This window comes from Rhizobium sp. 768_B6_N1_8 (assembly GCF_051811225.1).
Taxonomy (GTDB): domain Bacteria; phylum Pseudomonadota; class Alphaproteobacteria; order Rhizobiales; family Rhizobiaceae; genus Rhizobium.
The window spans coordinates 1,108,923-1,134,791 of sequence record NZ_JBPWPV010000001.1; the positions used below are offsets into that span (position 1 = coordinate 1,108,923).

General features: G+C 60.2%; 19 protein-coding genes and 1 riboswitch. Of the genes, 15 read left to right on the plus strand and 4 right to left on the minus strand.

From position 1 onward, the window contains the following. Window positions 1-224 precede the first annotated feature (224 nt). The 8 genes from AB8B33_RS05700 to pstB all read left to right on the plus strand — a co-directional run bounded on the left by AB8B33_RS05700 (window position 225) and on the right by pstB (window position 10,609). Window positions 225-3,074, plus strand: coding sequence for an ATP-binding protein (locus tag AB8B33_RS05700; RefSeq protein WP_439014664.1), 2,850 nt, complete (start codon window positions 225-227; stop codon window positions 3,072-3,074). A gap of 188 nt (window positions 3,075-3,262) precedes the next feature. Then, a complete protein-coding gene (locus AB8B33_RS05705) occupies window positions 3,263-3,880 on the plus strand; it encodes a LysE family transporter (RefSeq protein WP_310382947.1) in 618 nt (205 codons plus the stop codon). Window positions 3,881-3,882: 2 nt separating this feature from the next. Beyond that, entirely contained in the window at window positions 3,883-4,227 is a 345-nt protein-coding gene (locus AB8B33_RS05710) for a cupin domain-containing protein (protein ID WP_439014665.1), read from the plus strand. A gap of 149 nt (window positions 4,228-4,376) precedes the next feature. After that, window positions 4,377-6,503: a bifunctional diguanylate cyclase/phosphodiesterase gene (locus tag AB8B33_RS05715; RefSeq protein ID WP_310382949.1), complete on the plus strand. Its 2,127-nt coding sequence runs from the start codon at window positions 4,377-4,379 to the stop codon at window positions 6,501-6,503. Window positions 6,504-6,851: 348 nt separating this feature from the next. Then, complete coding sequence (gene pstS, locus AB8B33_RS05720; protein ID WP_007819837.1) at window positions 6,852-7,874, plus strand: phosphate ABC transporter substrate-binding protein PstS; 1,023 nt, start codon at window positions 6,852-6,854, stop codon at window positions 7,872-7,874. 88 nt (window positions 7,875-7,962) lie between these two features. Continuing rightward, window positions 7,963-8,940 (plus strand): phosphate ABC transporter permease subunit PstC, encoded by a 978-nt coding sequence (pstC, locus tag AB8B33_RS05725; protein WP_439014666.1) that lies wholly within the window; start codon window positions 7,963-7,965, stop codon window positions 8,938-8,940. Window positions 8,941-8,942: 2 nt separating this feature from the next. Continuing rightward, entirely contained in the window at window positions 8,943-9,800 is an 858-nt protein-coding gene (gene pstA / locus AB8B33_RS05730) for a phosphate ABC transporter permease PstA (RefSeq protein ID WP_439014667.1), read from the plus strand. After that, window positions 9,800-10,609: a phosphate ABC transporter ATP-binding protein PstB gene (gene pstB / locus AB8B33_RS05735; RefSeq protein ID WP_439014668.1), complete on the plus strand. Its 810-nt coding sequence runs from the start codon at window positions 9,800-9,802 to the stop codon at window positions 10,607-10,609. Before pstA ends, pstB begins: the two co-directional genes overlap by 1 nt. An 85-nt stretch (window positions 10,610-10,694) precedes the next feature. Here the strand turns inward: pstB and AB8B33_RS05740 are convergent, their stop codons facing one another. Together AB8B33_RS05740 and AB8B33_RS05745 are read right to left on the minus strand one after the other, a co-directional pair. After that, window positions 10,695-11,939: a cytochrome P450 gene (locus AB8B33_RS05740; RefSeq protein WP_113324453.1), complete on the minus strand. Its 1,245-nt coding sequence runs from the start codon at window positions 11,937-11,939 to the stop codon at window positions 10,695-10,697. Between the two features lie 45 nt (window positions 11,940-11,984). Beyond that, entirely contained in the window at window positions 11,985-13,238 is a 1,254-nt protein-coding gene (locus AB8B33_RS05745) for a GGDEF domain-containing protein (RefSeq protein ID WP_113324452.1), read from the minus strand. Window positions 13,239-13,620: 382 nt separating this feature from the next. Here AB8B33_RS05745 and clpP point away from each other — a divergent pair, with 382 nt between their 5' ends. The 6 genes from clpP (at window position 13,621) to AB8B33_RS05775 (ending at window position 22,704) form a co-directional block, all read left to right on the plus strand. Continuing rightward, on the plus strand, window positions 13,621-14,250 hold the full coding sequence (gene clpP / locus AB8B33_RS05750) for an ATP-dependent Clp endopeptidase proteolytic subunit ClpP (protein ID WP_007819825.1): 630 nt from the start codon (window positions 13,621-13,623) through the stop codon (window positions 14,248-14,250). Between the two features lie 305 nt (window positions 14,251-14,555). Continuing rightward, window positions 14,556-15,833: an ATP-dependent Clp protease ATP-binding subunit ClpX gene (clpX, locus tag AB8B33_RS05755; RefSeq protein ID WP_007819824.1), complete on the plus strand. Its 1,278-nt coding sequence runs from the start codon at window positions 14,556-14,558 to the stop codon at window positions 15,831-15,833. Between the two features lie 402 nt (window positions 15,834-16,235). Beyond that, the gene (lon, locus tag AB8B33_RS05760; RefSeq protein ID WP_113324451.1) at window positions 16,236-18,656 is read left to right on the plus strand and encodes an endopeptidase La; all 2,421 of its coding nucleotides are present in this window, start codon (window positions 16,236-16,238) and stop codon (window positions 18,654-18,656) included. A gap of 207 nt (window positions 18,657-18,863) precedes the next feature. Further along, the gene (gene hupB, locus AB8B33_RS05765) at window positions 18,864-19,139 is read left to right on the plus strand and encodes a DNA-binding protein HupB (protein WP_003558438.1); all 276 of its coding nucleotides are present in this window, start codon (window positions 18,864-18,866) and stop codon (window positions 19,137-19,139) included. A gap of 122 nt (window positions 19,140-19,261) precedes the next feature. Beyond that, a riboswitch (FMN riboswitch) is annotated at window positions 19,262-19,414 on the plus strand. 83 nt (window positions 19,415-19,497) lie between these two features. Next, window positions 19,498-20,406 carry a DMT family transporter gene (locus tag AB8B33_RS05770; RefSeq protein ID WP_439014669.1) on the plus strand — a complete coding sequence of 303 codons (909 nt, stop codon included), beginning with the start codon at window positions 19,498-19,500 and terminating at the stop codon, window positions 20,404-20,406. 96 nt (window positions 20,407-20,502) lie between these two features. Further along, window positions 20,503-22,704 carry an esterase-like activity of phytase family protein gene (locus AB8B33_RS05775; RefSeq protein ID WP_439014670.1) on the plus strand — a complete coding sequence of 734 codons (2,202 nt, stop codon included), beginning with the start codon at window positions 20,503-20,505 and terminating at the stop codon, window positions 22,702-22,704. An 80-nt stretch (window positions 22,705-22,784) separates the two neighbouring features. Here AB8B33_RS05775 and AB8B33_RS05780 read toward each other — a convergent pair whose 3' ends face one another. Continuing rightward, a complete protein-coding gene (locus AB8B33_RS05780) occupies window positions 22,785-23,684 on the minus strand; it encodes a LysR substrate-binding domain-containing protein (protein WP_113324449.1) in 900 nt (299 codons plus the stop codon). A 103-nt stretch (window positions 23,685-23,787) separates the two neighbouring features. Here AB8B33_RS05780 and AB8B33_RS05785 point away from each other — a divergent pair, with 103 nt between their 5' ends. Beyond that, a complete protein-coding gene (locus tag AB8B33_RS05785; RefSeq protein WP_113324479.1) occupies window positions 23,788-24,777 on the plus strand; it encodes a zinc-dependent alcohol dehydrogenase family protein in 990 nt (329 codons plus the stop codon). Window positions 24,778-24,849: 72 nt separating this feature from the next. On the opposite strand, the gene AB8B33_RS05790 is transcribed toward AB8B33_RS05785, so the two are convergent. Further along, window positions 24,850-25,836: an aldo/keto reductase gene (locus AB8B33_RS05790; RefSeq protein ID WP_310382960.1), complete on the minus strand. Its 987-nt coding sequence runs from the start codon at window positions 25,834-25,836 to the stop codon at window positions 24,850-24,852. Between the last annotated feature and the right edge of the window lie 33 nt (window positions 25,837-25,869).

The window sequence follows — 25,869 nt, forward strand, 5'->3', positions numbered from 1 at the left end:
GCAGTTGCACGTTTGTGCTGACCGAAACCTACTGCCGTATGCCGAGAAGCGCCCGTTATGCGTTGTTAGCTGTTGTCAGGAGACGAAAGCGGAGCATGTTAACAACAGCCGATATTCGCGCATCGACTGTTTTTCTCCCGTTTCAATACCTTCGGGTAGTGGCACGGATCGAACTGCTGGACTAATGTCCGCCAGCGCACAGACGTCGGCCAGAGGGATGAGCCATGGCGATCGTAGCAGTCGGGGATATCAAGGGAATTCGCTTCGGACCGTTCAAGCTGGCGGTAGGCGAAAGGCTTCTGAGCAGGGAGGGTGTCCCTGTGGAACTGGGCGGACGTGCCCTCGACATTCTTGTAGCGCTCGTGACATCCCCAAATGAAATCGTCAGCAAGAAGGAGCTGATGGACAGGGTCTGGCCCGACGCCCTCGTCGAGGAAGGCAGCCTTCGCTTCCATATGGCCGGGCTACGCAAGGCCCTCGGCGATGGCCAGGACGGCGCGCGCTACATCACCACGATTGCGGGGAGGGGCTACTGCTTCGTCGCACCCACTGTCGCCGTGTTGCCCGATCATCGCGATAGCCCGCTCGTCGAGGACGTGTTTCCGCATGCGAACCTTCCTCCACGGCTCGCCCGAATGGTCGGCCGTGACGTCGATGTCATGAAGCTGGGCGCACAACTGACGGATTCCCGGCTCGTCACGATCGTCGGCCCGGGCGGAGTGGGAAAGACGACCGTCGCGATTGCTGCAGCCCATCAGGCCGCCGAGGTTTTTGCCGGACACGTGCTGTTCGTTGATCTCGGCGTGGTCGCCGATCCGAAACTTGCTGCGACGACGATCGCTGCCCTGCTCGGACTTCCGGTCCAGGCCGAAGACGCGACACCCGATGTGATGCGGTTTCTCAGGGACAAACGCCTTCTCCTGATCCTCGATACCTGTGAGCACCTGGTGGAAACGGTCGCCACCATTGCTTCGTCCATTCTGGACGCCGCACCACAGGTGCATATCATTGCGACGAGCCGTGAGGCGCTGCGCATCGACAGCGAGCGCATCTACAGGTTGGATGCTTTGGGATATCCACCGGAAGTCAATGAAGCGCCGTCCGCAGCCGTTCAGCAATATCCGGCAGCGCAGCTTTTCGTCGAACGTGCGATAGCCAGCGGTGCCCAACTCGACGGAAACGAGGCCGAAGCTGCAATTGTCTGCGACATATGCCGAAAGCTCGACGGGGTCGCCCTGGCCATCGAACTCGCCGCCAGACGCGTCGAGGCCTATGGTTTGGAGCAGACCGCAGCATTGCTCGATCAAAGGCTGACACACCTGTGGCAGGGTTTGCGGACAGCCCCGCCGCGCCAGCAAACGCTGCAGGCCACCCTCGACTGGAGCTATGGGCTTCTGTCCGAAACCGAACGTGCGGTGCTGCGCAGGCTCGCGGTGTTCGTGGGAAATTTTCCACTCGATGCTGCTTTGGAGGTGGTGACGAACGACACGCTCGATCGTGCTTCGGTTTTTGCGGCTATCGACAATCTAGTGGAAAAGTCGATGGTGGCCGCCCGCCCGATCGGTGCCATGATGCGTTACCGGCTTCTCGACACCACGCGCGCCTACGTGATCGAACTCGGCAGGGACGACGAGTGGCAGGAACTGGCGAGGCGGCACGCAGCCTATTGCCGCCTTTGGTTCGAACAGAACGGCAGCGAGTGGACGTCGCTCTCGACCCCCTTGGAGCGAGCGCCGCACTTCAATGCAGTCGATAACGTTCGCAGCGCACTTGAATGGTGTTTTGGAGAGAACGGCGACACATCGCTCGGGGTCGGCCTTGTCGCCTCCGTTGCTCCTGTCTTCCGTGCGATGGGCTTGCTGCCGGAGTGCCAACGATGGACGGAGCGCGCACTCCAGTCGCTGGACGATGCCACCCGTGGCACGAGCGAGGAGATGCAGCTCCAGGCGGCATTCGGAGTATCGATGATGTTCATGCGAGGCCACAACGAGATGTCGGCTGCCGCGCTGAACAGGAGTCTGGAGATAGCCGAAGCGCGCGGCGACGACCTCAATGCCGCAAGACTGCTGGGACCGATCCACTTCTTCCATCTGCGCAGCGGCGAGTTCAGGCTATGCGTGGAATACGCCGAGCGCTGCACCGAGATCGCCGATCGAATAGGCGATCCTGCGGCGACCACGCTATCCAGGGCTCTTCTCGGCCTCTCTTACTGTCTGGTCGGGCGCCTCGCTGAAGCACATGCGACGCTGAAACCCGTTGTCGAGCCCGCTCTTTCGCCAGCCAGCAAGCAGATGCATTACGGCTTCGATCACTACACCTGGGCCAGGATAGGCTGGTCGACAAATCTCTGGCTGGAAGGCCATACCGACCGGGCTCGCGCGGTGATCCGCCAATGCTTCAAGGATGCGGAGACGATGCGCCATCCCGTATCCTTCGCGATCTCGCTGAGTTCGATCGCGACGCTTCTGTGGATCGGCGATTTCGACGTGGCGGAGGAACACTTGGTTTCCTTCATCGCCCGCGCGGAGACCCAGGCTTTCGGCCCATATCTCTCCATGGGGCATGCTTACAAGGCCGAGATCGCGATACGGCGGGGTGACTTCGAAGCCGGCGTTACGGCGCTGCGTAAACAGCTGGAGGATCTTCACGCCACACGCTTCGAACTCTTCACAGTGCGGTTCCACTTCGTTCTCATCATGGGCCTTCTGGCCGGCGGGCGATCTGCCGAAGCATGGGAACTCGCAGAGGAAACCGAGCAGCTGATCGAGGAAAAGGGCTACTATTCCTACCTTCCGGAGCTTCTGCGGCTGAGGGGCTGCATTCTTTTGGCTGCACCAGGACTGAGCCACATGGATGCAGAGACCTGTTTTACGTTGTCATTGGACGTGAGCCGCAGGCAAGGCGCTGGCGCCTGGGAAATCCGGGCGGCAACTGATCTGGCGAGGCTCTGGACGGAGCATGGGCGGACCGAGGAAGCCGATGGGCTGCTTCGACCCGTTTATGAGCGGCTGACGGAGGGGAGGGACACGCCCGCTCTTCGTGCGGCCGCGCACGCGCTCGCGCAAGCCGGCTGAGAGGCACGGAGCGCGCTGTAATTGCAGCGATCTTTTATTGGTGGTGACGGATTTGGCGTGAAGGCGGCCAAGCCGATCATTCGCGGAAATTGCCGGACATGGTGGCTGCTATCATCCCTAAAATCGTTTGATTTCAATGAGAAGTCTGTCAAAGCTATGTGACGGACTACACCTGAGGAAAAGCCTTCATGTTTTTGCTTTCCGTCGCCGCCATCTGGGCGGTGGCCGCCATCACGCCAGGTCCGAACTTCCTCATCGTCGTCCGGACGGCGCTGGAGGGTTCGCGAAGCGCGGCAGTGGCCGTCATCGCTGGCGTCATCCTAGGCACCTTCTGCTGGGGGCTCGCCGGCTGGCTCGGCATCAGCGCACTCTTTGCGGCCGCACCTTTCGCCTATCTGTTCCTGAAGGTCGCCGGCGGGCTCTATCTCTGCTTCCTCGGTGCAAAGCTCGTCTGGAGCACCTGGCGCAAGGCGGGCAGTGGAGAGCCGCAAGCCGTGCGGGCAGGGATCGGCCCGAAGCAGGCTTTCTATTCGGGGCTCGCAACCAACCTCGCCAATCCGAAATCGGCCTTCTTCGTCGCCTCGCTCTTTGCGGCGACGCTGCCGGCCGAGCATAGCTGGATGCAGGGTGCTGCTGCCGTCGCCACGATGGTTCTGGTCTCCTCGCTCTGGTACTCGTTCGTGCTGACAGTATTGCGCAACCCTGCCGTTGCAGGCGTCTATGCGCGCGGCCGTAGAACACTTGACGCCGCGGCCGGCGTCATCTTCATGGGCTTCGGCCTGAAACTTCTGACCTCAGCGCGATAACCATGGCAAACATGATCTCCTTCGATATCGACAGCGTCGAACCGGAAGTCGGCGCTCCCGCCGCCGAGCGCATCATTTCCGGCAATCCGCAATTCCGCACCTGGAACCTGGAGGAGGCCGAGGGCGGCCTATATTCCGGCATCTGGGAGGCAACGCCTGGCAAGTGGCGGATCGTCTATGAGGAGTGGGAATATTTCAGCCTGCTCTCCGGCCATTCGATCGTGACCGAGGATGGCGGTGAGCCGGTTCATCTGAAGGCGGGCGACCGGATAATCCTCAGGCCAGGCTTTAAAGGAACCTGGGAAGTCGTTGAAACGACTCGCAAGGATTATGTGATCAAGGTCTAAAAAGCTGCCCGGATGGATGGCTTTTGATCATTCTCGTTAATAGTGTCTACATCATCAAATGATAGATCTTATCTGCAGCGCATTGCGGACATGATGTCTCCTGCCGTCACCATAGACATGGCCTTGCAATTCATCTTTTCGGGATTGGCATGTCGTCGAATCTTGCAGGTAGGCACGTTCGAACCCAAACGTCTTCCATCATTGCGACAACCATCTTCTTCCTCGTCGTCGCTCTCGTGCTGACGGGCCTCATGGCCCATGTCGTCGCCACGATGAACCGGTCTGCAAACAAGATCGATGATGCCAGGGCCACGCGCGCTGCCCGTGCAGCGATCTCGGCCTTTGCCAATCGTTTGAGCGCGACAACCACGGACAACGCCGTATGGGATGATGCCTATAAAGCGATCTCATCTCCTGACGCCACGGATTGGGCCTATGAGAACTGGGGCAAGACCACAGCGGATTATCCGCTCTATGACGGCGCGGTCGTGATCGGCCCCGACCGCTCTTCGGTCATCTCCGCATATGCCAAAGGCAAGCCCTTCCAGCCTAGTGCTTCTTTCGGCGAAGCTTTTTACCAGCAGATCGACAAAGCTGCTGAATCCGGACAGGCGCCGGTGGTCAATTTCATCCGAACCGAAACGGGCATCGCGCTGATCGTGTCACAGGCAATCCAGCCTTTCACCGCAGAAGGCGAGCTTCCGAAGCTGAGTGTGCTGAGCCTCTACAAGGATCTCACGTCGGAGGTTCTCGACACTTTTTCGGACGAGCATGAACTCGAAGGGCTGCGCCTCGCCGCCGCGCCCGAGTCGGGCCTGCTGAACACACCGATCACGGACATAGGAGGTGGCGTCATAGGCCATCTTGTCTGGCCCAGCAAAGCGCCCGGAACCGCCGTGTTTCACGAAGTCTATCCTTACGTCGCGGCTGCTGTCATCATCCTTGCGATGTTTCTGGGTGGTGTTCTGCTGGTGGGTGCAGCAGAGGCGCGCCGCCTGCGCCAATTGGCGCAAGCGGCGATTTTCGAAGCGAACCACGATAGCCTGAGCGGCCTGTTGAACAGGCACGGGCTTCTCGCACTGCTGGAAGAGCTGGAAGATACCGATGTTGCGCCACCCCGGCTCTATCTGGTCGATCTCGATGGATTCAAGGCTGTCAACGACGCCTGGGGGCATGCGGTAGGGGATGACCTGATCCGGATCGTCTCGAACGCCCTGATCGCCTGTCACCCTGAAGTCGTTGCGGCCGCCCGGCTGGGAGGCGACGAGTTTGCGCTGGTGCAGATTGGAACCGCCGCGCGTGGGGAGATAGAAGAGACTATTCTGGCGCTGTTCACCGAGCCCTTCAAAATCGAAGGGCGAACGATCGAAGTTGGCGCAAGCATCGGAGCTGCCGCACGTGACGGAGACGTACCGCCTTTGGAGCTTCTCCGCAGGGCGGATATGGCGCTCTATCGTGCCAAGGCAAACGGCAGAGGCCGGGCGATCGAATACGACCCGGAGCTGGATCTGGAACGCCAGAGGGTCGCCGAAATGGAAGCTTTGTTGAAGAGCGCCATTAGCAATGGTGCGATCGAAGCCTTTTTCCAGCCTCTCGTCTCTGCTGCGACAGGTGCTGTTACTGGTCTTGAAGCGCTAGCGCGTTGGCGAGTTCCAACAGGGAACATAAGCCCTGAGATTTTCATCCCGCTCGCCGAAAGGTGCGGCCTCATCGATGCGCTCGGCGCTCATATGCTGAAAACATCGATCGGGCATGCCAAGAACTGGCCTGGCCTGTCATTGTCGGTGAACGTTTCGCCGGTCCAACTCTGCAATCCGGAATTCGCCGCCGAAGTGATCTCGCTTCTGCAGGAGCTCGATTTCGATCCGAAGCGTTTGACATTGGAGATCACGGAAGGCGTCCTGATGACAAATCCGGAACAGGCCCGCAGGTCGATAGATCACCTCAAACAGGTCGGTATAAAATTCGCGCTTGATGACTTTGGCTGCGGCTATGCAAGCATCGGCGCATTGCGGCAGTTCGGGTTTGATCGCATGAAGATCGACCGTTCGCTCGTATCCGCTCTCGACCAAGCCTCGAATGGCGCCGATGTTCTGAGAGCCACCATCTCCCTGGCGACCGCTCTGCAGATTCCCGTGACAGCTGAAGGTATCGAGAATACGCGCCAGGCGGCGATCCTGCGTGAGGCCGGCTGCGACCAGCTGCAGGGCTATCTGATCGGAAAACCTATGTCGGCACTCGAGATATCCAGCAAGCTTCAAGAGCTTGCCGCATAGATTGCGGCAGCACACTCGGGTGGTCGTCCGGTCCTCGGAGCATTTTGGCGTCTGAAAACGACATTTTCACGCATTGCTGCGGCAATCGACCGCAGCCCTGCGGCAATAGGGCCGCACCTCATTTACGAAGGCTTTGTCAGCGCGCGATTCACTAGGAAAGTCAGTGACTTCAGCGACTTATGCACAGCGTTGCATTTCATGTCACCCGTCACAAACTGTCATCAAACTGTAATAATAGACGCCTAGCCGCCTTCCCGTGACGAGGAAATTCAGCGCCCCTGACAGTGGACACCCCCTCCATGGCGCCGAGCCTCGTCGTCCTTTCGTTCCATCAGGGAAGAGTCGCAAATGCTCACCAAGAAACTTCTTTCGGCCTGCCTCGGCGCCGGCCTGGTTGCCGCTCTGGCAGTCTCGGCCTCCGCTGCCGATATTACCGGCGCTGGTTCGACCTTCGTCTATCCGGTTCTTTCGAAGTGGTCGGCAGACTACAACAAGGAAACCGGCGACAAGCTGAACTACCAGTCGATCGGTTCGGGCGGCGGTATCGCCCAGATCAAGGCTGCAACGGTTGACTTCGGCGCTTCCGACGCCCCGCTCAAGCCGGAAGATCTGACGGCTGGCGGCTTTGGCCAGTTCCCGCTCGTTGTCGGCGGCATCGTTCCCGTCATCAACGTCAAGGGCATCAAATCAGGCGAACTGAAGCTCTCCGGCAAGGTCCTCGCTGACATTTACCTCGGCAACGTCACCAAGTGGAACGACAAGGCCATCGCCGATCTGAACCCGGGCCTGAAGCTGCCCGACAGCCAGATCGCAGTTGTTCACCGTTCGGACGGCTCGGGCACCTCCTTCAACTGGACCAACTTCTTCTCCAAGGTAAACCCGGACTGGAAGTCGAAGGTTGGTGAAGGCACTGCCGTTAACTGGCCGGTCGGCATCGGCGGCAAGGGCAACGAAGGCGTTGCTGCTTACGTTACCCGCGTCAAGGACTCGATCGGTTACGTCGAATACGCCTACGCCCTGCAGAACAAGCTGCCCTACGTTCTCATCCAGAACGCTGCCGGCCAGTATCCGAAGCCGAACGCTGAAAGCTTCTCGGCTGCCGCTGCAAGCGCAGAATGGGGCAAGGCTCAGGACTTCTACCTGATCATGACCAACGCTCCGGGCGAAAAGGCCTGGCCGATCACGGCAACCACCTGGGCCATCATGTACAAGGAGCCGAAGGACGCTGAACGCTCCAAGGCTGCTTTCTCCTTCTTCAAGTGGGCTCTCGAAAAGGGCCAGAAGGAAGCTTCCTCGCTCGATTACGTTCCGCTTCCGGACACGCTCGTGAAGCAGATCGAAGATTACTGGACGGCCTCTTTCAAGAGCTGATCCTGACGAAACTGCGGTCGGGGCGGAAAGCCAAGCTTTCTGCCCCGAATGCCTTTGACACCCCCTCAAAGCAGCAGAGCGTACGGATATGAGCGAAGCATTGGCATCGCTGCCCGCCGACACCGCGGGCGTGAAGCGCCGCGACGGCGCCGCAGGCGATCGGATTTTTTATTGGATAGTTTTGGGCTGCGGCCTGTTTGTTCTCGCCGCTCTGCTGGCAGCGGCGATCTCCATGGCCATGGGCGGGCTTCTTGCCTTCCGCACCTTCGGCTTCGGCTTCCTGACCGGCACCGAATGGGATCCGGTTGCTCAGCAATTCGCAGGTCTCGTGCCGATCTACGGCACGCTGGTCACCTCGGCACTCGCCATGATCATCGGCGTTCCCGTTAGCCTCGGCATCGCGGTTTTCATTACCGAAGTTGCGCCGCGCTCCATCCGCGGACCGATCGGCGGTGCCATCGAGCTTCTCGCCGGCATCCCCTCGATCATTTACGGCATGTGGGGTCTTTTCACCTTTGCTCCGTTCATGTCGGATTACATCCAGCCGGTGCTCATCGACTGGCTGGGTCCGATCCCGCTGATCGGTGCGCTGTTTTCGGGTGCCCCGCTCGGCATCGGCATGCTGACCTCAGGCATCGTGCTGGCGATCATGATCATCCCCTTCATCTCGTCGGTCATGCGTGACGTCTTCCTAGTCGTCCCCGCGCAGCTGAAGGAATCGGCCTATGCGCTTGGTTCGACAAAGTGGGAAGTGGTGCGCGACATCGTCATTCCGCACACCCGCACTGCCGTTGTCGGTGGCATCTTCCTTGGTCTCGGCCGCGCGCTCGGCGAGACCATGGCGGTCACCTTCGTCCTCGGCAACACCCATAACATTGCCGTGTCGCTGATGGAGCCCGGCACCTCGATTGCCGCGACGCTCGCCAATGAGTTTGCCGAGGCTTCGGACGACCTCTACCGGTCGTCGCTGGCAGCACTTGGCCTCATCCTCTTCGTTGTCACCTTCATCGTTCTGGCGGCCGCCAAACTCATGCTGGTGCGTATGGCAAAGCAGAGGGGGGAATAATCATGGCTACCTATTCGGGCTCCCTCTACCGCCGCCGCCAGATCGGCAGCGCAATCGCGCTGACGCTCTGCGGCATCGCCACCGTACTCGGCCTGGTCTTTCTGGTGTGGATACTCTGGACGACGCTGGTCCACGGTCTGTCTGCGCTGAGCCCCAGCCTTCTCACGGAAATGACACCGCCGCCCGGCGAAGACGGCGGCGGTCTCGCCAACGCGTTCATGGGCAGCCTGCTGATGGTCGTTCTCGCCGTTGTGATCGGTACACCGATCGGCGTGCTCGCCGGCACCTACCTGTCGGAATTCGCCCGCGGCAAGAAGCTCGGCGAGGCCATCCGCTTCGTCAACGATATCCTGCTCTCTGCGCCGTCGATCATCATCGGCTTGTTCGTCTATGAAGTGGTCGTCCGTCCGACCTCACGCTTCTCCGGCTTTGCCGGCGGCATCGCGCTCGCCTTCATCTTCCTGCCGGTCGTGGTGCGCACGACCGACGAGATGCTGAGGCTGGTTCCCGATGTCATGCGTGAGGCAGCCCTTTCGCTCGGCATTCCGCGCTGGAAGGTCACTCTCAACGTCCTCTATCGTGCCGCCTCCACGGGTATCCTCACCGGTATCCTGCTTGCGATCGCCCGCATTTCGGGCGAAACCGCGCCGCTCCTCTTCACGGCTCTGAACAATCAGTATTGGAGCCTGGATATGTCGCAGCCGATGGCGAACATTCCCGTCGTCATCTTCCAGTTTGCCATGAGCCCCTATGAGCAATGGCAGAATCTTGCATGGGCCGGTGCCTTCGTGATGACGGCCGTCGTTCTAATCCTGAGCGTCGTATCGCGCTCCGTCCTGAACCGAAAAGGTGGGAAATGATGCTTCAGTCTGCAGACACTATCGATACTGCCAGCAAGCTGGAAAAGCCGATGGCGAGAGATAAGATCTCCCTCGAGAAAGTCAATTTCTATTACGGCGACGCCCACGCGATCAAGGATGTGAGCCTGAGCTTCCCGGAGCGCCAGGTCTCGGCCCTGATCGGTCCGTCCGGCTGCGGCAAGTCCACCCTGCTGCGCATCCTGAACCGCATCTACATGCTGTATCCGAAGATGCGCGCCACCGGCTCGATCAAGCTCGACGGCAAGAACATCCTCGACCCGAGCTTCTCGATGAATGAACTGCGCGCCCGCGTCGGCATGGTGTTCCAGAAGCCGGTGCCGTTCCCGATGTCGATCTATGACAACATCGCCTATGGCATTCGCCACCACGAGCGCCTCAACAAGGCCGATATGGACGTGCGCGTCGAGCAGGCGCTGCGTCAGGCCGCTCTCTGGGATGAGGTGAAGGACAAGCTGAAGGGCAGCGGCCTCGGCCTTTCGGGCGGCCAGCAGCAGCGTCTTTGCATCGCCCGCGGCGTGGCGCTGCGTCCGGAGGTGCTGCTTCTCGACGAGCCGACCTCGGCCCTCGACCCGATCTCGACTGCCAAGGTCGAAGAGCTGGTCGCGCAGTTGAAGGGCGAGTTCACGATCGTCATCGTCACTCACAACATGCAGCAGGCAAGCCGCATCTCTGACAACACAGCCTTCATGTATCTGGGCGAATTGATCGAATACGGCCCGACCGCGCAGATCTTCCAGTCTCCGAAGGTCAAGCGTACGGAAGACTACATCACCGGCCGTTACGGCTGATGCGATATTTCCTCGCGGAACAGAAACGGCCGGCACGCGATGAGCTTGCCGGCCGTTTTCGTTTCCGAGTGTCGGATATGAAGGCTTACCAGACGAGATCCAGGCGATCGAGCCCGTGGAAGTGGTAGACGTCCTTGACGACGGGCGTCTTGGCAAGTTTGAGCCCCGGCAGGCGCTTGAACAGTATCGGCAGCACGACGTTGAGCTCCAGCCGCGCCAGCGGCGCGCCGATGCAGAAATGGATGCCGGCGCCGAATGAGAGATTGGGTGCCTCGTTGCGGTCGGGCTTGAAGGTGAGGGGATCGCTGAATTTCGCTGGATCGTGATTGGCGGCGGCCAGGATCATGCTCACCTTGTCGCCGCGCTTGAACGCGATGCCGTCGATCTCGGCGGGCTCGAGCGCCCAGCGCTGGAAGATGTGGACGGGCGCGCAGATGCGCAGTGACTCCTCGACGGTGCGCTCGGTGGCGGTTTCGTCGCGGAAAAGCTCAGCCGGGTTGTAGCCGCTATCCAGAATGATGCGCACCGAATTGCCGATCTGGTGGACCGTCGCTTCATGGCCGGCATTGAGCAGCACGATGGTCGTCGAGATGAGCTCGTCTTCCGTCAGGTACTGGCCCTTGTGCTCGGTATGGATCATATGTGTCAGCAGGTCGTCACGCGGTTCGGACCGGCGCACGGCAATGACCGTCTTCACATAATCGGAAAATTCCCGTGCCGCCTGCTCCGCAGCATCTTCGTCTGCACGGGTGCGCCCGAACATATACATGCGCACATAGGCATGTGACCACTTGAGGAGCTGCGGCCCCATTTCCTCGGGAATGCCGATCATGCGGGCGATCATCGTCACCGGGATGATATCGGCAAAGGCCGAAAGCAGCTCGACTTCGCCCTTGTCGGCAAAGGCGTCGATCAGCCTGTTGGTAAGTTCTTCGATTTCCGGCTTCATCTTCTCGACATGGCGCGAGACGAAGGCGCGGTTGACGAGGGTGCGCAGCCGCGTGTGTTCCGGCGGCTCCAGCTCCAGCAGCGAATAGCGCTCGGCGAGATCGAAGGCGGCGAGGTGCGGTTCAGGTTCGGGCAGGCCGAGCTCCTCGCGGCTGGCAATATGCAGGATCTGCCGGCCGAACCGGCGGTCGCGCAGCAGCCCGTTCACATGATCGTAGCCGGTGACGAACCACTGCTTCTGCTGTTCCCAGTAGAAGGTGGGACAATGGGCATGGAGCGCGGCATAGACCGCGTTCGGGTTGCCGTAGAAGGCCGGGTCGCTGCCGTCGAGCGACACATGGCGGGTGGCTGGATCGATCTTGAGGAAGGGCGGTATCATCATGGGCAGAGGCTTAGCGGATTTGCCTTGCCTCGAAAAGATGGCCACTCAGCCTGCGCGGGAAAGTACACCCATGCGGCGTAGTGCTTCCACCTGATCGTCGACCGTCGGCACGAGTTCGCCGGCATGGGAGTTCGGCTCGCCAGGCGCGGGTGCCGCCGCTTCTTCCTCGCCGAAGACGACCGTGCAGTTACGGCCGGCAGCTTTTGCCGAATAGAGCGCACGGTCGGCGGCCGACACCAGCCGGTCGATATTGGCTTCGATCGCCGAGGAAAGCGCGATGCCGACGCTGACGGTGGCGGGGATCAGTGCCTCGCCCGTGCTGACCGGCAGGCGGCAGAATTCGGCGCGGATCGATTCCGCCAACGCTTCGGCTTCCGTCTGGTCGCGGACGGTCACGAAGGCCGCGAATTCTTCGCCGCCCATGCGGCCGAAGATATTGTTCGGGATATACTGACGGGCAAGGCGGGCGAAGGCGGTGAGGACGGCATCGCCCGACTGATGGCCGAAACGGTCGTTGACGCGCTTGAAATGGTCGAGGTCAAAGAGGATGACACCGACCTGGTGCTGCTCGTCATGTGCCTTTTCCTGGATCTTGTCGAAATAGCCGAGCAGGCCGCGGCGGTTCAGCACGCCCGTCAGCGAATCCGTCAGCGTCAGGAAGCGCAGGTGACGTTCCGACCGTTCCATGATGAGGCGGCAGGTGAGCGCGAAGGCGATGGTGAGCAGGAAGGCGCTGGCCATGGCGGCCCCGCCGCTGAAATTCGTCGCCTGCTTATCCGAGGGCAGGATAAGCGCCATTGCCAGCGCCACGCCGAAGCAGAGGAAGGCCTGCAGCACAAAGACGGCCATCAGCATGATGCGCGTGCGTTCGCGATGGATATCGCCGGCGGCTATCGCCATGGCAAGCGCAGTGGCGCCGGTCGCCGAGGCGAGATTGTAGAGAATGACGCGGTTGGAATAATCCTCGTTGATCCACGGCAGGAAGACGCCTGCAAGCCAGATTACTGGCGGCAGAAGCGCCCACCATTCCATCTTCTTGCGGTCGAGCGCCAGGAAGCCGGCGACCCAGGCACTTTGTCCGAGCAGGGCGATGGCATTGCCGATCTCGATGGAAAGCAGGTCGGGGATTTCGCCGCGGACCGCAACCAGCGCAAAGCCGATGCCGCTGAACAGGAAGCCGAGCCCCCAATAAAGGTAGGCGCCGCTTTTCCGGTCGTGGCGCCAGGCCACGAACAGAACCAGAGCCAGCGTAAGGGCTTCGGAACACCAGATGGACAGACCTGTAGTGACATTGAACACGGCAGCAACCCCTTGAGAATTGGCCGCATCCTTGCCGAAGAAGCTCGCTGTTTGATTAATGGCACAGATCTGCGCTCGGCAATTTCGTCGATATCTGCCGGTAAGCTTTCCGCCCGGTAAATACCCGTGAGATCCATCGGGCGCGGTAAGCCTTCCTTCATCCTGTCGCAGAGAATAACTGTGAGAGCCAAAGGTCTGGCCTCGCCGTTAACAAGCGTTTGGGAGAAACGGGATAGGGAAATGTCAAAGCCATATGTCGCGCCTGCTTCTTAACGTTATCCTTATGCGTGTCTTGAAGAGGGGGGCTGGGACACTCTATGTAGGGACAAGGCATTTTTCTTTGATTCCCGGCTTTCGCCGGAAAGACGTTAAAAGGACGCACATGAGAAACCCAGTCGATACCGCTATGGCACTCGTGCCGATGGTTGTGGAACAGACCAATCGCGGTGAACGCTCCTACGACATCTATTCCCGCCTGCTCAAGGAACGCATCATCTTCCTGACGGGCCCTGTCGAGGACCATATGGCGACACTCGTCTGCGCCCAGCTTCTCTTCCTCGAGGCCGAAAACCCGAAGAAGGAAATCGCGCTCTACATCAATTCGCCGGGTGGTGTCGTCACTGCCGGCATGGCGATCTACGACACGATGCAGTTCATCAAGCCGGCCGTTTCGACGCTTTGCATCGGTCAGGCCGCTTCCATGGGCTCGCTGCTTCTGGCCGCCGGTCACAAGGACATGCGCTTCGCCACGCCGAATTCACGCATCATGGTCCATCAGCCTTCGGGCGGTTTCCAGGGTCAGGCATCGGACATCGAGCGCCACGCCCGCGACATCCTGAAGATGAAGCGCCGCCTCAACGAGGTGTATGTGAAGCACACGGGCCGTACCTATGAGGAAGTCGAAAAGACCCTTGACCGCGACCATTTCATGGATGCGGACGAGGCCCAGACCTGGGGCGTCATCGACAAGGTTCTGACCTCGCGCATCGAAATGGAAGGCGATCAGGCCTAGTAATTAATAGGGATGGTGTTTTCGCCGCCACAGTTCTATCCCATTTGTGATTGAACAAGGGGTTTCATCTGGCGGCGGAGACGCTAATAGTAACTATTAATGCTATGTTGAATTTTTGTGACATAGCATTCGGCATTCGAAGGGGAATTCGTTGCCGCCGGTACCCGGACATGATTGATTGGGCCCGGTTCGTACCCCCTGAAGCCCTTGTCGGCAGGAACTCCGGGTAGGGAGTGCTGCCAGGGAGCTGATTGAGTGGACCGTGATTTCGCGTTCGAAATGCGGCGTGCTGGAAGGAAAGTGATATGAGCAAGGTCAGCGGCAGCAACGGCGGCGACAGTAAGAACACCCTCTATTGTTCTTTCTGCGGAAAGAGCCAGCATGAAGTCCGGAAGCTTATTGCCGGACCGACCGTGTTCATCTGCGATGAATGCGTCGAGTTGTGCATGGACATCATCCGCGAGGAGAACAAGTCCTCGATGGTCAAGTCCCGTGACGGCGTCCCGACGCCCCAGGACATCATCAAGGTCCTCGACGAATATGTCATCGGCCAGCGTCAGGCGAAGAAGATCCTGTCGGTCGCCGTTCACAACCACTACAAGCGTCTCGCGCACGCCTCCAAGAACGGCGACGTCGAATTGGCGAAGTCGAACATCATGCTGGTTGGCCCGACCGGCTGCGGCAAGACCTATCTTGCCCAGACGCTCGCCCGCATCATCGACGTTCCCTTCACGATGGCCGATGCGACGACGCTGACGGAAGCCGGCTATGTCGGTGAAGATGTCGAAAACATCATTTTGAAGCTTCTGCAGGCTGCGGATTACAATGTCGAGCGCGCCCAGCGCGGCATTGTCTACATCGACGAAGTCGACAAGATCTCCCGCAAGTCCGACAACCCGTCCATCACCCGTGACGTATCGGGCGAGGGCGTGCAGCAGGCGCTTCTGAAGATCATGGAAGGCACGGTTGCTTCCGTACCGCCGCAGGGCGGCCGCAAGCATCCGCAGCAGGAATTCCTGCAGGTCGACACGACGAACATCCTGTTCATCTGCGGCGGCGCCTTTGCTGGCCTCGACAAGATCATTTCGGCTCGCGGCGAGAAGACCTCGATCGGCTTCGGCGCGACCGTTAAGGCACAGGACGACCGCCGCGTCGGCGAAGTGCTGCGCGAACTAGAGCCGGAAGACCTGGTCAAGTTCGGCCTCATCCCGGAATTCATCGGTCGTCTGCCGGTTCTGGCGACGCTGGAAGACCTCGATGAGGATGCACTGATCCAGATCCTGTCCGAGCCGAAGAACGCCCTGATCAAGCAGTATCAGCGCCTGTTCGAGATGGAAGACGTGGAACTGTCCTTCCACGAGGACGCGCTGCGCGAAATCGCCCGCAAGGCGATCATCCGCAAGACCGGTGCTCGTGGCCTGCGTTCGATCATGGAAAAGATCCTGCTCGACACGATGTTCGAACTGCCGGCGCTGGAAGGCGTTCGTGAAGTCGTCATCTCCGAAGAGGTCGCACGCGGCTCGGCCCGTCCGCTGTATATCTACGCCGACCGCCAGGACGAGAAGGCAAACGTTTCGGCCTGAAGCTTGAGCTGAGAACCGTTATTTTAAGGGGCTTGCCTTGTGCAGGCCCCTTTCTATTTGAAAACAGGTGCCGGGCGCTGATAATAGTTGCGGGCAAGGTTGAAAACAGCCTTCGCCGATATTGCGCAAAGGATGACCCTTGGCAATGATGCTGTGATTCCGTAGCGTGTTGCTGGCGTTGTTATTTTAGGCGGTTCGGAAATGGTAAGCGTCGCTCCAGATAGGCGCTTCATTGTGTTGGCGTTCCATGTAATAAAGCTGTCACAACCGTGGAACGCGGGCGTTAACGTGGCTTGAAAAGCGTAGTCAGAACCTCCACTTGTAACAACAAGTGAGAGTGCCGGCCGGTCCCAAGCGGCCGCGCCAAAGAGCCCGGTAACGGGACGATGGAAAGGAATAAAAATGACGAAGAAAACGTCTGTAGCGAGCACCAGCACCGCCTATCCTGTTCTCCCCCTGCGCGACATCGTGGTATTCCCCCATATGATCGTCCCGCTGTTCGTCGGACGGGAAAAGTCGATCCGCGCGCTCGAAGAGGTCATGGGTTCCGACAAGCAGATCATGCTGGTCACCCAGATCAACGCCAGCGATGATGATCCGGACCCGTCAGCGATCCATCGCGTCGGTACGGTTGCGAACGTGCTGCAGCTCCTGAAGCTGCCTGACGGCACCGTAAAGGTTCTGGTCGAAGGCCGTGCCCGCGCCGAGATCGATACCTATACGAGCCGCGAGGATTTCTACGAAGCCCTCGGCCATGTGCTCGAAGAGCCGCATGACGATCCGGTCGAACTGGAAGCCTTGTCGCGTTCCGTCGTGTCGGAATTCGAGAGCTACGTGAAGCTCAACAAGAAGATTTCGCCCGAGGTTGTCGGTGCGGCCAGCCAGATCGACGACTATTCGAAGCTCGCCGATACGGTTGCTTCGCACCTGTCGATCAAGATCACCGAGAAGCAGGAGATGCTGGAAACCACCAGCGTCAAGGCTCGCCTCGAAAAGGCGCTTGGCTTCATGGAAGGCGAAATCTCGGTCCTGCAGGTCGAAAAGCGCATCCGCTCGCGCGTCAAGCGCCAGATGGAGAAGACCCAGCGCGAATACTACCTGAATGAGCAGATGAAGGCGATCCAGAAGGAACTCGGCGACGGCGAGGAAGGCCGCGACGAGATGAGCGAACTGGAAGAGCGCATCGCCAAGACCAAACTGTCCAAGGAAGCCCGTGAAAAGGCCGATGCGGAGCTGAAGAAGCTGCGCCAGATGAGCCCGATGTCGGCGGAAGCCACCGTCGTGCGCAACTATCTGGACTGGCTGCTCGGTATTCCCTGGGGCAAGAAGTCGAAGATCAAGGCCGATCTCAACAATGCCGAGAAGATCCTCGAAGCCGATCACTTCGGTCTCGAAAAGGTCAAGGAGCGCATCGTCGAGTATCTGGCGGTCCAGGCTCGTGCCACCAAGATCAAGGGTCCCATCCTGTGCTTGGTCGGCCCTCCGGGCGTCGGTAAGACCTCGCTCGCCCAGTCGATTGCCAAGGCAACCGGCCGTGAATATGTCCGCATGGCTCTCGGTGGCGTCCGTGACGAAGCCGAAATCCGCGGCCACCGCCGCACCTATATCGGTTCGATGCCCGGCAAGGTCATCCAGTCGATGAAGAAGGCGAAGAAGTCCAACCCGCTCTTCTTGCTCGATGAGATCGACAAGCTCGGCCAGGATTATCGCGGCGATCCGTCTTCGGCTTTGCTCGAGGTACTCGATCCGGCTCAGAACTCGACCTTCATGGACCACTACCTGGAAGTCGAATACGACCTGTCGGACGTGATGTTTATCACGACGGCGAATACGCTGAACATCCCGGCTCCGCTGATGGACCGCATGGAAATCATCCGTATCGCCGGCTACACCGAAGACGAAAAGCGCGAGATCGCCAAGCGGCACCTGCTGCCGAAGGCCATCAAGGAACATGCGCTGCAGCCGAGCGAATTCTCGGTCAGCGACGATGCCCTGATGGCGATCAGCCAGCATTATACCCGCGAAGCCGGTGTCCGTAACTTCGAACGCGAATTGATGAAGCTCGCCCGCAAGGCGGTCACAGAGATCATCAAGGGCAAGACGAAGTCGGTTCACGTCACGGCAGCGAATATCGACGATTATCTTGGCGTTCCGCGCTTCCGCCACGGCGAAGCCGAGCGTGAGGATCAGGTCGGCGTGGTCACGGGTCTTGCCTGGACGGAAGTTGGCGGCGAGTTGCTGACGATCGAAGGCGTCATGATGCCCGGCAAGGGCCGCATGACCGTCACCGGCAACCTGAAGGAAGTGATGAAGGAATCGATCTCGGCAGCGGCGTCTTACGTCCGCTCGCGCGCCGTCGATTTCGGCATCCAGCCGCCGCTCTTCGACAAGAGCGACATCCATGTGCACGTGCCGGAAGGCGCAACGCCGAAGGATGGTCCGTCTGCAGGTGTCGCGATGGCAACCGCGATCGTCTCGATCATGACTGGCATTCCGGTCAACAAGGATGTGGCAATGACGGGTGAAATCACCCTGCGCGGCCGTGTCCTGCCGATCGGCGGCCTGAAGGAAAAGCTGCTGGCCGCATTGCGCGGCGGCATCAAGAAGGTGCTGATTCCGGAAGAGAATGCCAAGGATCTGGCAGAGATTCCGGACAACGTGAAGAACAACATGGAGATCATTCCGGTCTCCCGCATGGGCGAAGTGATCAAGCATGCGCTGGTCCGTCGTCCCGAGCCGATCGAGTGGGATGGCACGGTGGAAACGCCCGTCATCGCGACTGTCGAAGGGCTCGATGATGCAGGTGCAGCCATCGCTCATTGAGCTTTGGCGGCCACATTTATGCCCAATTGTTGCAAATCCTGAAAAAGGCCGGCGGAAACGCCGGCCTTTTTTGTGAAAACGTCATGTAGACGCTTGCTTTTCCTTGATTTGCAGGGTTTTTGGGTTCTCGGCGGGCCTGATGAAAGCGATTTCTGCGCCTAGCTTACAGATTGAGTTGTTTCAAACCATTTAGAAAGGGGTGGAAACATGAACAAGAATGAACTCGTGTCCGCAGTAGCCGAAAAGGCTGGACTGACGAAGTCTGACGCAGCATCTGCCGTAGACGCAGTTTTTGATGTTGTGCAGGCCGAGCTGAAGAACAAGGGCGACATCCGTCTCGCTGGCTTCGGCAGCTTCACGGTTTCTCATCGCGCTGCCACGAAGGGTCGCAACCCGTCGACCGGCGCCGAAGTTGACATTCCGGCACGCAACGTGCCGAAGTTCACGCCCGGCAAGGGCCTGAAGGACGCCGTCAACGGCTGATACGAGATTGTCCGCCGGCCGTAAACGAGAACGGTCGCGCAGGATTTCGAGGGGGGTTCGGCATCGCCGGACCCCTTTTTGTTTTCGCCGCTTGCGGCATGCAGCGCTTTGTCTTACGACGGTGATGTTCTCAGGGCGGGGTGAAAGTCCCCACCGGCGGTAAGGGCTACGGCCTGAGCCCGCGAGCGCCTTCTCAAGCCTTGGTTTGGGAAGGGTCAGCAGATCCGGTGTGATTCCGGAGCCGACGGTTAGAGTCCGGATGAAAGAGAATGAGCATGGCCGCGCGCGGGCAGGGATCTGTCGGCGTCTGCGTTCTGTAGCCTCATGCGTCCTGATTTATGTTTGGTCCCTATTCCGGATGGAAGACATGAATCAGAATTCCCTTGCAGTTTCGCACTCCCGCGCCTTCGCCGGTGCAGCCTTCATGGTGCTTGGAGGCGTCGTCTTCTCGCTCCTCAATGTCGTCACCCAATGGCTCACGATGAAGCTTGCCTTCCCGGCGGCCTCCGCAGCCTTCTGGCAATATGGCTTCGCCTTCCTTTTCTCCTTGCCCTTCCTGCGCAAGGTTGGCCTTTCTGCCATGCGCACGGATTATCCCTGGCGGCATATCGTGCGTGTCGTCCTTGCCGCGCTCGGCGTCGAGGCTTGGGTCTCCGGCCTCGCCTCCGTGCCGATCTGGCAGGCGATCGCACTCGTCATGACCTCGCCCTTCTTCATCATTCTCGGCGCACGCCTTTTCCTCGGCGAGCGTGTTGGCCCCACTCGCTGGATGGCGACAGGTGTCGGCTTTATCGGCGCCATGATCATCCTCCAGCCATGGTCGGACAGCTTCACCTGGGCAGCACTTCTGCCTGTTATCTCGGCCCTGCTTTGGGGCGCCTCTTCGCTCATCACCAAGAGCCTGACCGGCATTGAGAAGCCGGAGACGATCACCGTGTGGCTGCTGGTGCTGCTGACGCCGATCAATGGCGGCCTGGCGCTCGCGGCGGGCTTTGTGGTGCCGACGGGCGCCGCACTTGCTCTCTTCCTTCTGGCAGGCCTCCTGACGGTCGTGGCGCAATATCTGCTGACGCTCGCCTATGCCAGTGCCGACGCTGCCTATGTGCAGCCTTTCGACGACCTGAAGCTGCCGCTGAACGTGCTCGCCGGCTGGCTTTTCTTCGGCTATGCGCCGGCTGGTTATCTGTGGCTCGGCGCTGCGCTTATCCTCGCCGCGTCGCTCTTCATCATGCGCAGCGAGATGCGTCGCGAACGGCAGGCGGCCTGACGCAAACCGTACAAAATGTCGCAGGCTGTCATGTGTCTGTCATGGCAGTCCCGCAAAAAACCTCTGTTCGATTTTTTCGACATTGGGGGATTTTCAATGACATTGTCTTCGCGCAAGGCAGCGCTCGCTGCCATGCTTTTTGCATCCGTTGCCTTCCCGGCAGCGGCCGAGCCGGTTTTCAACCGCATCGCCTCTTTCCCGGTCGCGACCAACCTGCCGGCTGACAAGGACAAGCTTTCGGCCACCTCGGCCGAAATCATTACCGCTTCGCAGGATGGTAACACGCTGATCTACAGCGACAGTCCGCTCGGCGCGATTGGCTTCATCGACATCACCGATGCCAAAGCGCCCAAGGCCGGCGGCGCGCTGATGATGGACGGTGAACCGACCTCGGTCACGACTGCAGCCGGCAAGGCGCTCGTCGCCGTCAACACCGGCGAAAGCAAGCAGAAGCCGTCAGGCCGTCTGGCGATCGTCGATATCGCCGGTAAGAAGATCGATGCCACCTGCGATCTCGGCGGCCAGCCTGATTCGATCGCCCTCAACAAGGATAGGACGCTCGGCACTATCGCGATCGAAAACGAGCGCGACGAAGATGTCAACGACGGCAAGATCCCGCAGATGCCGGCAGGCGACCTCGTCGTCTTCCAGGTCAAGACCGACGGTACCGTCGATTGTGGCACAATCAAGCACGTTGCCCTGGCCGGTCTCGCCGGCGTTGCACCCGAGGATCCGGAGCCGGAATTCGTTGCCTTCAACAGCCAGAACGAAATCGCCCTGACCCTGCAGGAAAATAACGAGATCATCATCCTCGACGGCGCGACCGGCACGGTGAAGACGCATTTCACCGCCGGCACCGTTGATCTCACCGGCATCGACACCAAGCGTGACGGCGCCCTGAAATTTACCGGCGAGAAGAAGGGCGTCCATCGCGAGCCCGACGCTGTGAAGTGGCTGGACGACAACCGTCTCGTCGTCGCCAACGAAGGCGATTATGAAGGCGGTTCGCGCGGCTTCACCATCTTCGACAAGACCGGCAAGGTCCTCTTCGAATCCGGCAGCTCCTTCGAGCGTGCCGTCGCCGCGCTCGGCCACTATCCGGAAAGCCGCTCCTCGTCGAAGGGCGTCGAGCCGGAAGGTCTCGAAGCGGCCAAGTTCGGCACTGACAACCTGTTCTTCCTGCTCGCCGAGCGCGCTTCCGTCGTCGGCGTCTACAAGGACACGGGCGCCGATCCGGAACTGCTGCAGATCCTGCCGTCGGGTATTTCTCCGGAAGGCGCGATCGCCATTCCGCAGCGTAACCTGCTTGCGACCGCCAATGAACTCGACCTCGGCAAAGACGGCGGTGCGCGTTCGCACGTGATGATCTACGAGCGCCGCGAAGGCGAGAAGGCCTATCCGCACATTGTCTCCGCCGAGAAGGACGGCAATCCGATCGGCTTTGCAGCCCTTTCGGGCCTCGCCGCCGTTCCGGGCAAGCCGGGCATGCTCTACGCCGTCAGCGACAGCGTCCTCGGTTCGCAGCCGACGATCTACACGATCGACGCCACCAAGAAGCCGGCCGTCATCACCGATGCGCTGGTCGTCAAGCGTGACGGCGCTCCGGCTCAGAAGCTCGATATCGAAGGCATCGCTGTTGCCGCCGACGGCTCCTTCTGGCTGGCTTCGGAAGGCTATACCGAGCGCCTGGTTCCGCATGCGCTCTACAATGTTACCGCCAAGGGCGACATCAAGACCGAGATCGCCCTGCCGAAGGAGTTGCTCGCCAACGAAATCCGCTACGGCTTCGAAGGTGTCACGATCATCGGTACCGGCGACGATACAACGCTGTGGATGGCCGTTCAGCGCGAGTGGAACGACGACGAGAAGGGCTTTGTGAAGCTCCTCTCCTATAACCCCAAGAAGAAGGAATGGGGCGGCGTCCGCTATCCGCTTGATAAGACCGAGAGCGGCTGGGTCGGCCTCTCCGAAATCACCGCTCAGGGCGACAGCGTCTACATCATCGAGCGCGACAACCTCGTCGGCGATGCGGCCAAGCTGAAGAAGCTCTATAAGGTCGCAATCTCCGACCTGAAGCCCGGCAAGCTCGGGGCCGAACTGCCGGTCGTCAAGAAGACGGAAGCCCATGATTTCATCGGCGACCTGAAGTCGGCCACCAATGGCTATGTTCTCGACAAGCTGGAAGGTTTCGCCTTCGACGCATCAGGCAAGGCCTATGCTGTGACCGACAATGACGGTGTGAGCGACTCCTCGGGCGAAACCCTGTTCTTCCCGGTCAACCTGACCGCTACGAACTGAGTTCGCATTCCCGCGAAATGGAAAGGCCGGGTTTTGCCCGGCCTTTTCTTTGGCTCAATCACACTGACGACCCGACGGACCTAGACCATGAATTTGGGCAGTGCGGCCGCCAATGCGTCGACGGCAAGACGGATCCTGAGCGGCAGGTGCGGTGTCTGCAGCCAAAGCGCATGGCAGTCATAGAGAAACTCCGGCTGACCCGGCAGCAGCACTTCCAGCGCTCCAGCCTGCACGCGGTCGCGGATGAGCCAGTAAGGCAGCCAGGCAAGCCCCATGCCGGCCGTTGCCGCATCTGCAATTGCATCGAGATCATCGAGCCGCAATCGGCTGTTCGGCCGAACTTCCACCGGAGGCTGGTCGCCATGCGGGAAGAGCCATGGGCTGAAGCGGGCAGAGCGTGCGTAGATGATCGCATTGTGCCTGCCGATATCTTCGATCTGCTCAGGTCTACCATGCGCATCGAGATAGCTCGCTGAGGCGCAGACCACCATGCGCTGGCGCGCGACGCGGCGCGCGATAATGCCTGACCTGTCTGCCAGTTCGCCGGTCCGGATCGCGAGATCGTAACCGTCATCGGCGAGATCGGTAATGGGATCGCTGAGCGACAGATCGAGTTCGAGGTTCGGATATCGCTTTGCAAGCTCGATCAGAACCGGAAGCACGCAATGACGCCCAAAATGCACGGGCATGGTGACACGCAGCTTGCCGCATGGTTCGGAAAGATGATCGATCGCGAGCGCATCCGCCGCCTCCGTCTCGGCAAGGATCATCCGACAGCGCTCATAATAGGCGCGCCCAAAATCCGTCAGGCTCTGGCGGCGTGTCGTCCGGCTGATAAGGCTGACCCCCAATCGCTCTTCCAGAAAGCGGATGTGCTTGCCGACCATGGGGCCAGATAGGCCGAGTGCTGCTGCCGCTGCCGCAAATGAGCCCAGATCCACGGCCTTCACGAAGACGGTCATGCTGGTGAGACGATCCATATTGCAAACCCATAGTTTCTTCTGTCTTGCTTTCTGGCGAATTTATCTTCTGTCGTCCGCTTGTCATAGCTCATTCGGTTCAATTGTTTTGGAGTCGATGGAAATGGCACGCATAATCCGCTTTCACGAGCTGGGTGGTCCCGAGGTTCTTCGCATCGAGGATGTAAATGTACCGGCACCCGGGCCGGGGCAGGTTCAAATCCGCGTCAAGGCGCTGGGCATCAACAGAGCCGAGGCGCTGCTCCGGTCCGGCAACTACATCGAGACTGCGCCTTTGCCATCTGGGCTGGGCCTCGAAGCGGCCGGCATCGTCGAGGCGGTAGGCGAGGGCGTGGATGGCTTTGCGCCGGGTGACGGCGTCAGCATCATTCCGCCGATCTCCATGGTGCGCACACCGGCTTATGGCGAACTGGTCGCATTTCCCGCTGAATACGTAGTCAGGCACCCGCCGTCGCTCTCCTGGGTGGCGGCAGCCGCGATTTGGATGCAATATCTCACGGCCTATGGCGCTCTTATCGATATTGCTCGGCTGCAGAAGGGTGATTTCATTGCCGTTACCGCGGCATCGAGCAGCGTGGGGCTTGCTGCGATCCAGATCGTCAACATGGTGGGTGCCACGCCGATCGCGATCACGAGGACCGCGGCGAAACGTCAGTCATTGCAGGATGTCGGTGCCGCGCATGTCATTGCATCGCAGGAGGAGGACCTTGAAATGCGGCTGAGGGAAATCGCCGGGGCGGACGGTGTGCGGGTCGTCTTCGACGCCGTGGCAGGCCCGATCTTCGGACCGCTGACGGCAGCAATGTCATCGGGCGGCATTCTCATCGAATATGGCGGACTGAGCTCGGCGCCGACGCCCTTTCCTCTGCCTGCCGTGCTCGGAAAATGTCTGACGCTGCGCGGCTATCTCGTTCACGAAATCACCCGCGATCCGGCCCGGCTGGACGCGGCAAAGCGGTTTATTCTGGAAGGGTTCGCATCCGGTGCTCTCAAACCCGTCATATCAAGGACATTCCCCTTCGAGCAGATCGTCGAGGCGCACCGCTTCCTGGAATCGAACGAGCAGTTCGGCAAGATTGTCGTAACGGTGTGATCCAGCACGGGCCGGATGGATAGATCAGGCCCGGCCGTCTTGGCCGGCCGGGCCTGAGCAATCAGTCAGGGCCTACCAGCGCTGATGGACATGCGGTGCGATCAGTCGCTTGTAAATCTCGCGTGTCGCCGCCATGACGTCAGCCGAGAGCGGCGCAAGATCGGCGGCGGCCGCATTGGCCTTGGCCTGCTCGGCATTGCGTGCGCCGGGGATGACGACCGTGACGGCCTCTGCCATCAGGATCCAGCGCAGCGCAAAGGCGGCCATGCTCGCACCCGCCGGCACCAGTTTGCGTACTTCCTCGACGGCCTGCAGGCCGACCTCGAAGGGCACGCCCGAGAAGGTCTCGCCGACATCGAAGGCTTCGCCATTTCGGTTGAAGTTGCGGTGGTCGTCGCTTGCGAACTTCGTGTCGCGGGTGATCTTGCCGGAGAGCAGGCCGCTGGCGAGCGGCACGCGGGCGATGATCGCCACGTTCTTGCGGCGGGCTTCGCTGAAGAACAGATGATCGGGACGCTGGCGGAAGATGTTGTAGATGATCTGGATGCTGACGACGCCGGGATATTCGATCGCTTTCAGTGCTTCCTCGACCTTCTCGACGCTGACGCCGTAGCCCTTGATCTTGCCGGCCTTCTGCAGCTCGTCCAGACCTGCGAAGACTTCCGGGCGATAGAGCACTTCCGTCGGCGGGCAGTGGAGCTGCACGAGATCGAGGCTGTCGACCTGCAGGTTTTTCAGGCTGCGGTCGATGAAGCCTTCCAGATTGGCCTTGGTGTAGCCATCAGCGACATGCGGGTTCAGACGGCGGCCGGCCTTGGTCGCGACCATCGGGCGTTCACCGCCGCGCGCCTTCAGCACTTCGGCAATGATCTTTTCGGAACGGCCGTCGCCATAGACGTCGGCGGTATCGATGAAGGTCATGCCGGCGTCGAGCGCGGCATTCAAGGCAGCGCGGCCGTCCGCTTCGCTGACATCGCCCCAGGAGCCGCCGATCTGCCAGGCGCCGAAGCCCACATCGGTGACGGTAAAGGGCAGGCGGCCAAAAGCATGATGTTTCATGGAAATCCTCCGTTCGTGATGAAAGGCCCTCGC

Coding starts and splice junctions, on each gene's coding strand:
- AB8B33_RS05700 (WP_439014664.1), top strand. CDS start 225: ATGGCGATCGTAGCAGTCGGGGATATCAAGGGAATTCGCTTCGGACCG.
- AB8B33_RS05705 (WP_310382947.1), top strand. CDS start 3,263: ATGTTTTTGCTTTCCGTCGCCGCCATCTGGGCGGTGGCCGCCATCACG.
- AB8B33_RS05710 (WP_439014665.1), top strand. CDS start 3,883: ATGGCAAACATGATCTCCTTCGATATCGACAGCGTCGAACCGGAAGTC.
- AB8B33_RS05715 (WP_310382949.1), top strand. CDS start 4,377: ATGTCGTCGAATCTTGCAGGTAGGCACGTTCGAACCCAAACGTCTTCC.
- pstS (WP_007819837.1), top strand. CDS start 6,852: ATGCTCACCAAGAAACTTCTTTCGGCCTGCCTCGGCGCCGGCCTGGTT.
- pstC (WP_439014666.1), top strand. CDS start 7,963: ATGAGCGAAGCATTGGCATCGCTGCCCGCCGACACCGCGGGCGTGAAG.
- pstA (WP_439014667.1), top strand. CDS start 8,943: ATGGCTACCTATTCGGGCTCCCTCTACCGCCGCCGCCAGATCGGCAGC.
- pstB (WP_439014668.1), top strand. CDS start 9,800: ATGCTTCAGTCTGCAGACACTATCGATACTGCCAGCAAGCTGGAAAAG.
- AB8B33_RS05740 (WP_113324453.1), bottom strand. CDS start 11,939: ATGATGATACCGCCCTTCCTCAAGATCGATCCAGCCACCCGCCATGTG.
- clpP (WP_007819825.1), top strand. CDS start 13,621: ATGAGAAACCCAGTCGATACCGCTATGGCACTCGTGCCGATGGTTGTG.
- clpX (WP_007819824.1), top strand. CDS start 14,556: ATGAGCAAGGTCAGCGGCAGCAACGGCGGCGACAGTAAGAACACCCTC.
- lon (WP_113324451.1), top strand. CDS start 16,236: ATGACGAAGAAAACGTCTGTAGCGAGCACCAGCACCGCCTATCCTGTT.
- hupB (WP_003558438.1), top strand. CDS start 18,864: ATGAACAAGAATGAACTCGTGTCCGCAGTAGCCGAAAAGGCTGGACTG.
- AB8B33_RS05770 (WP_439014669.1), top strand. CDS start 19,498: ATGGAAGACATGAATCAGAATTCCCTTGCAGTTTCGCACTCCCGCGCC.
- AB8B33_RS05775 (WP_439014670.1), top strand. CDS start 20,503: ATGACATTGTCTTCGCGCAAGGCAGCGCTCGCTGCCATGCTTTTTGCA.
- AB8B33_RS05780 (WP_113324449.1), bottom strand. CDS start 23,684: ATGGATCGTCTCACCAGCATGACCGTCTTCGTGAAGGCCGTGGATCTG.
- AB8B33_RS05785 (WP_113324479.1), top strand. CDS start 23,788: ATGGCACGCATAATCCGCTTTCACGAGCTGGGTGGTCCCGAGGTTCTT.
- AB8B33_RS05790 (WP_310382960.1), bottom strand. CDS start 25,836: ATGAAACATCATGCTTTTGGCCGCCTGCCCTTTACCGTCACCGATGTG.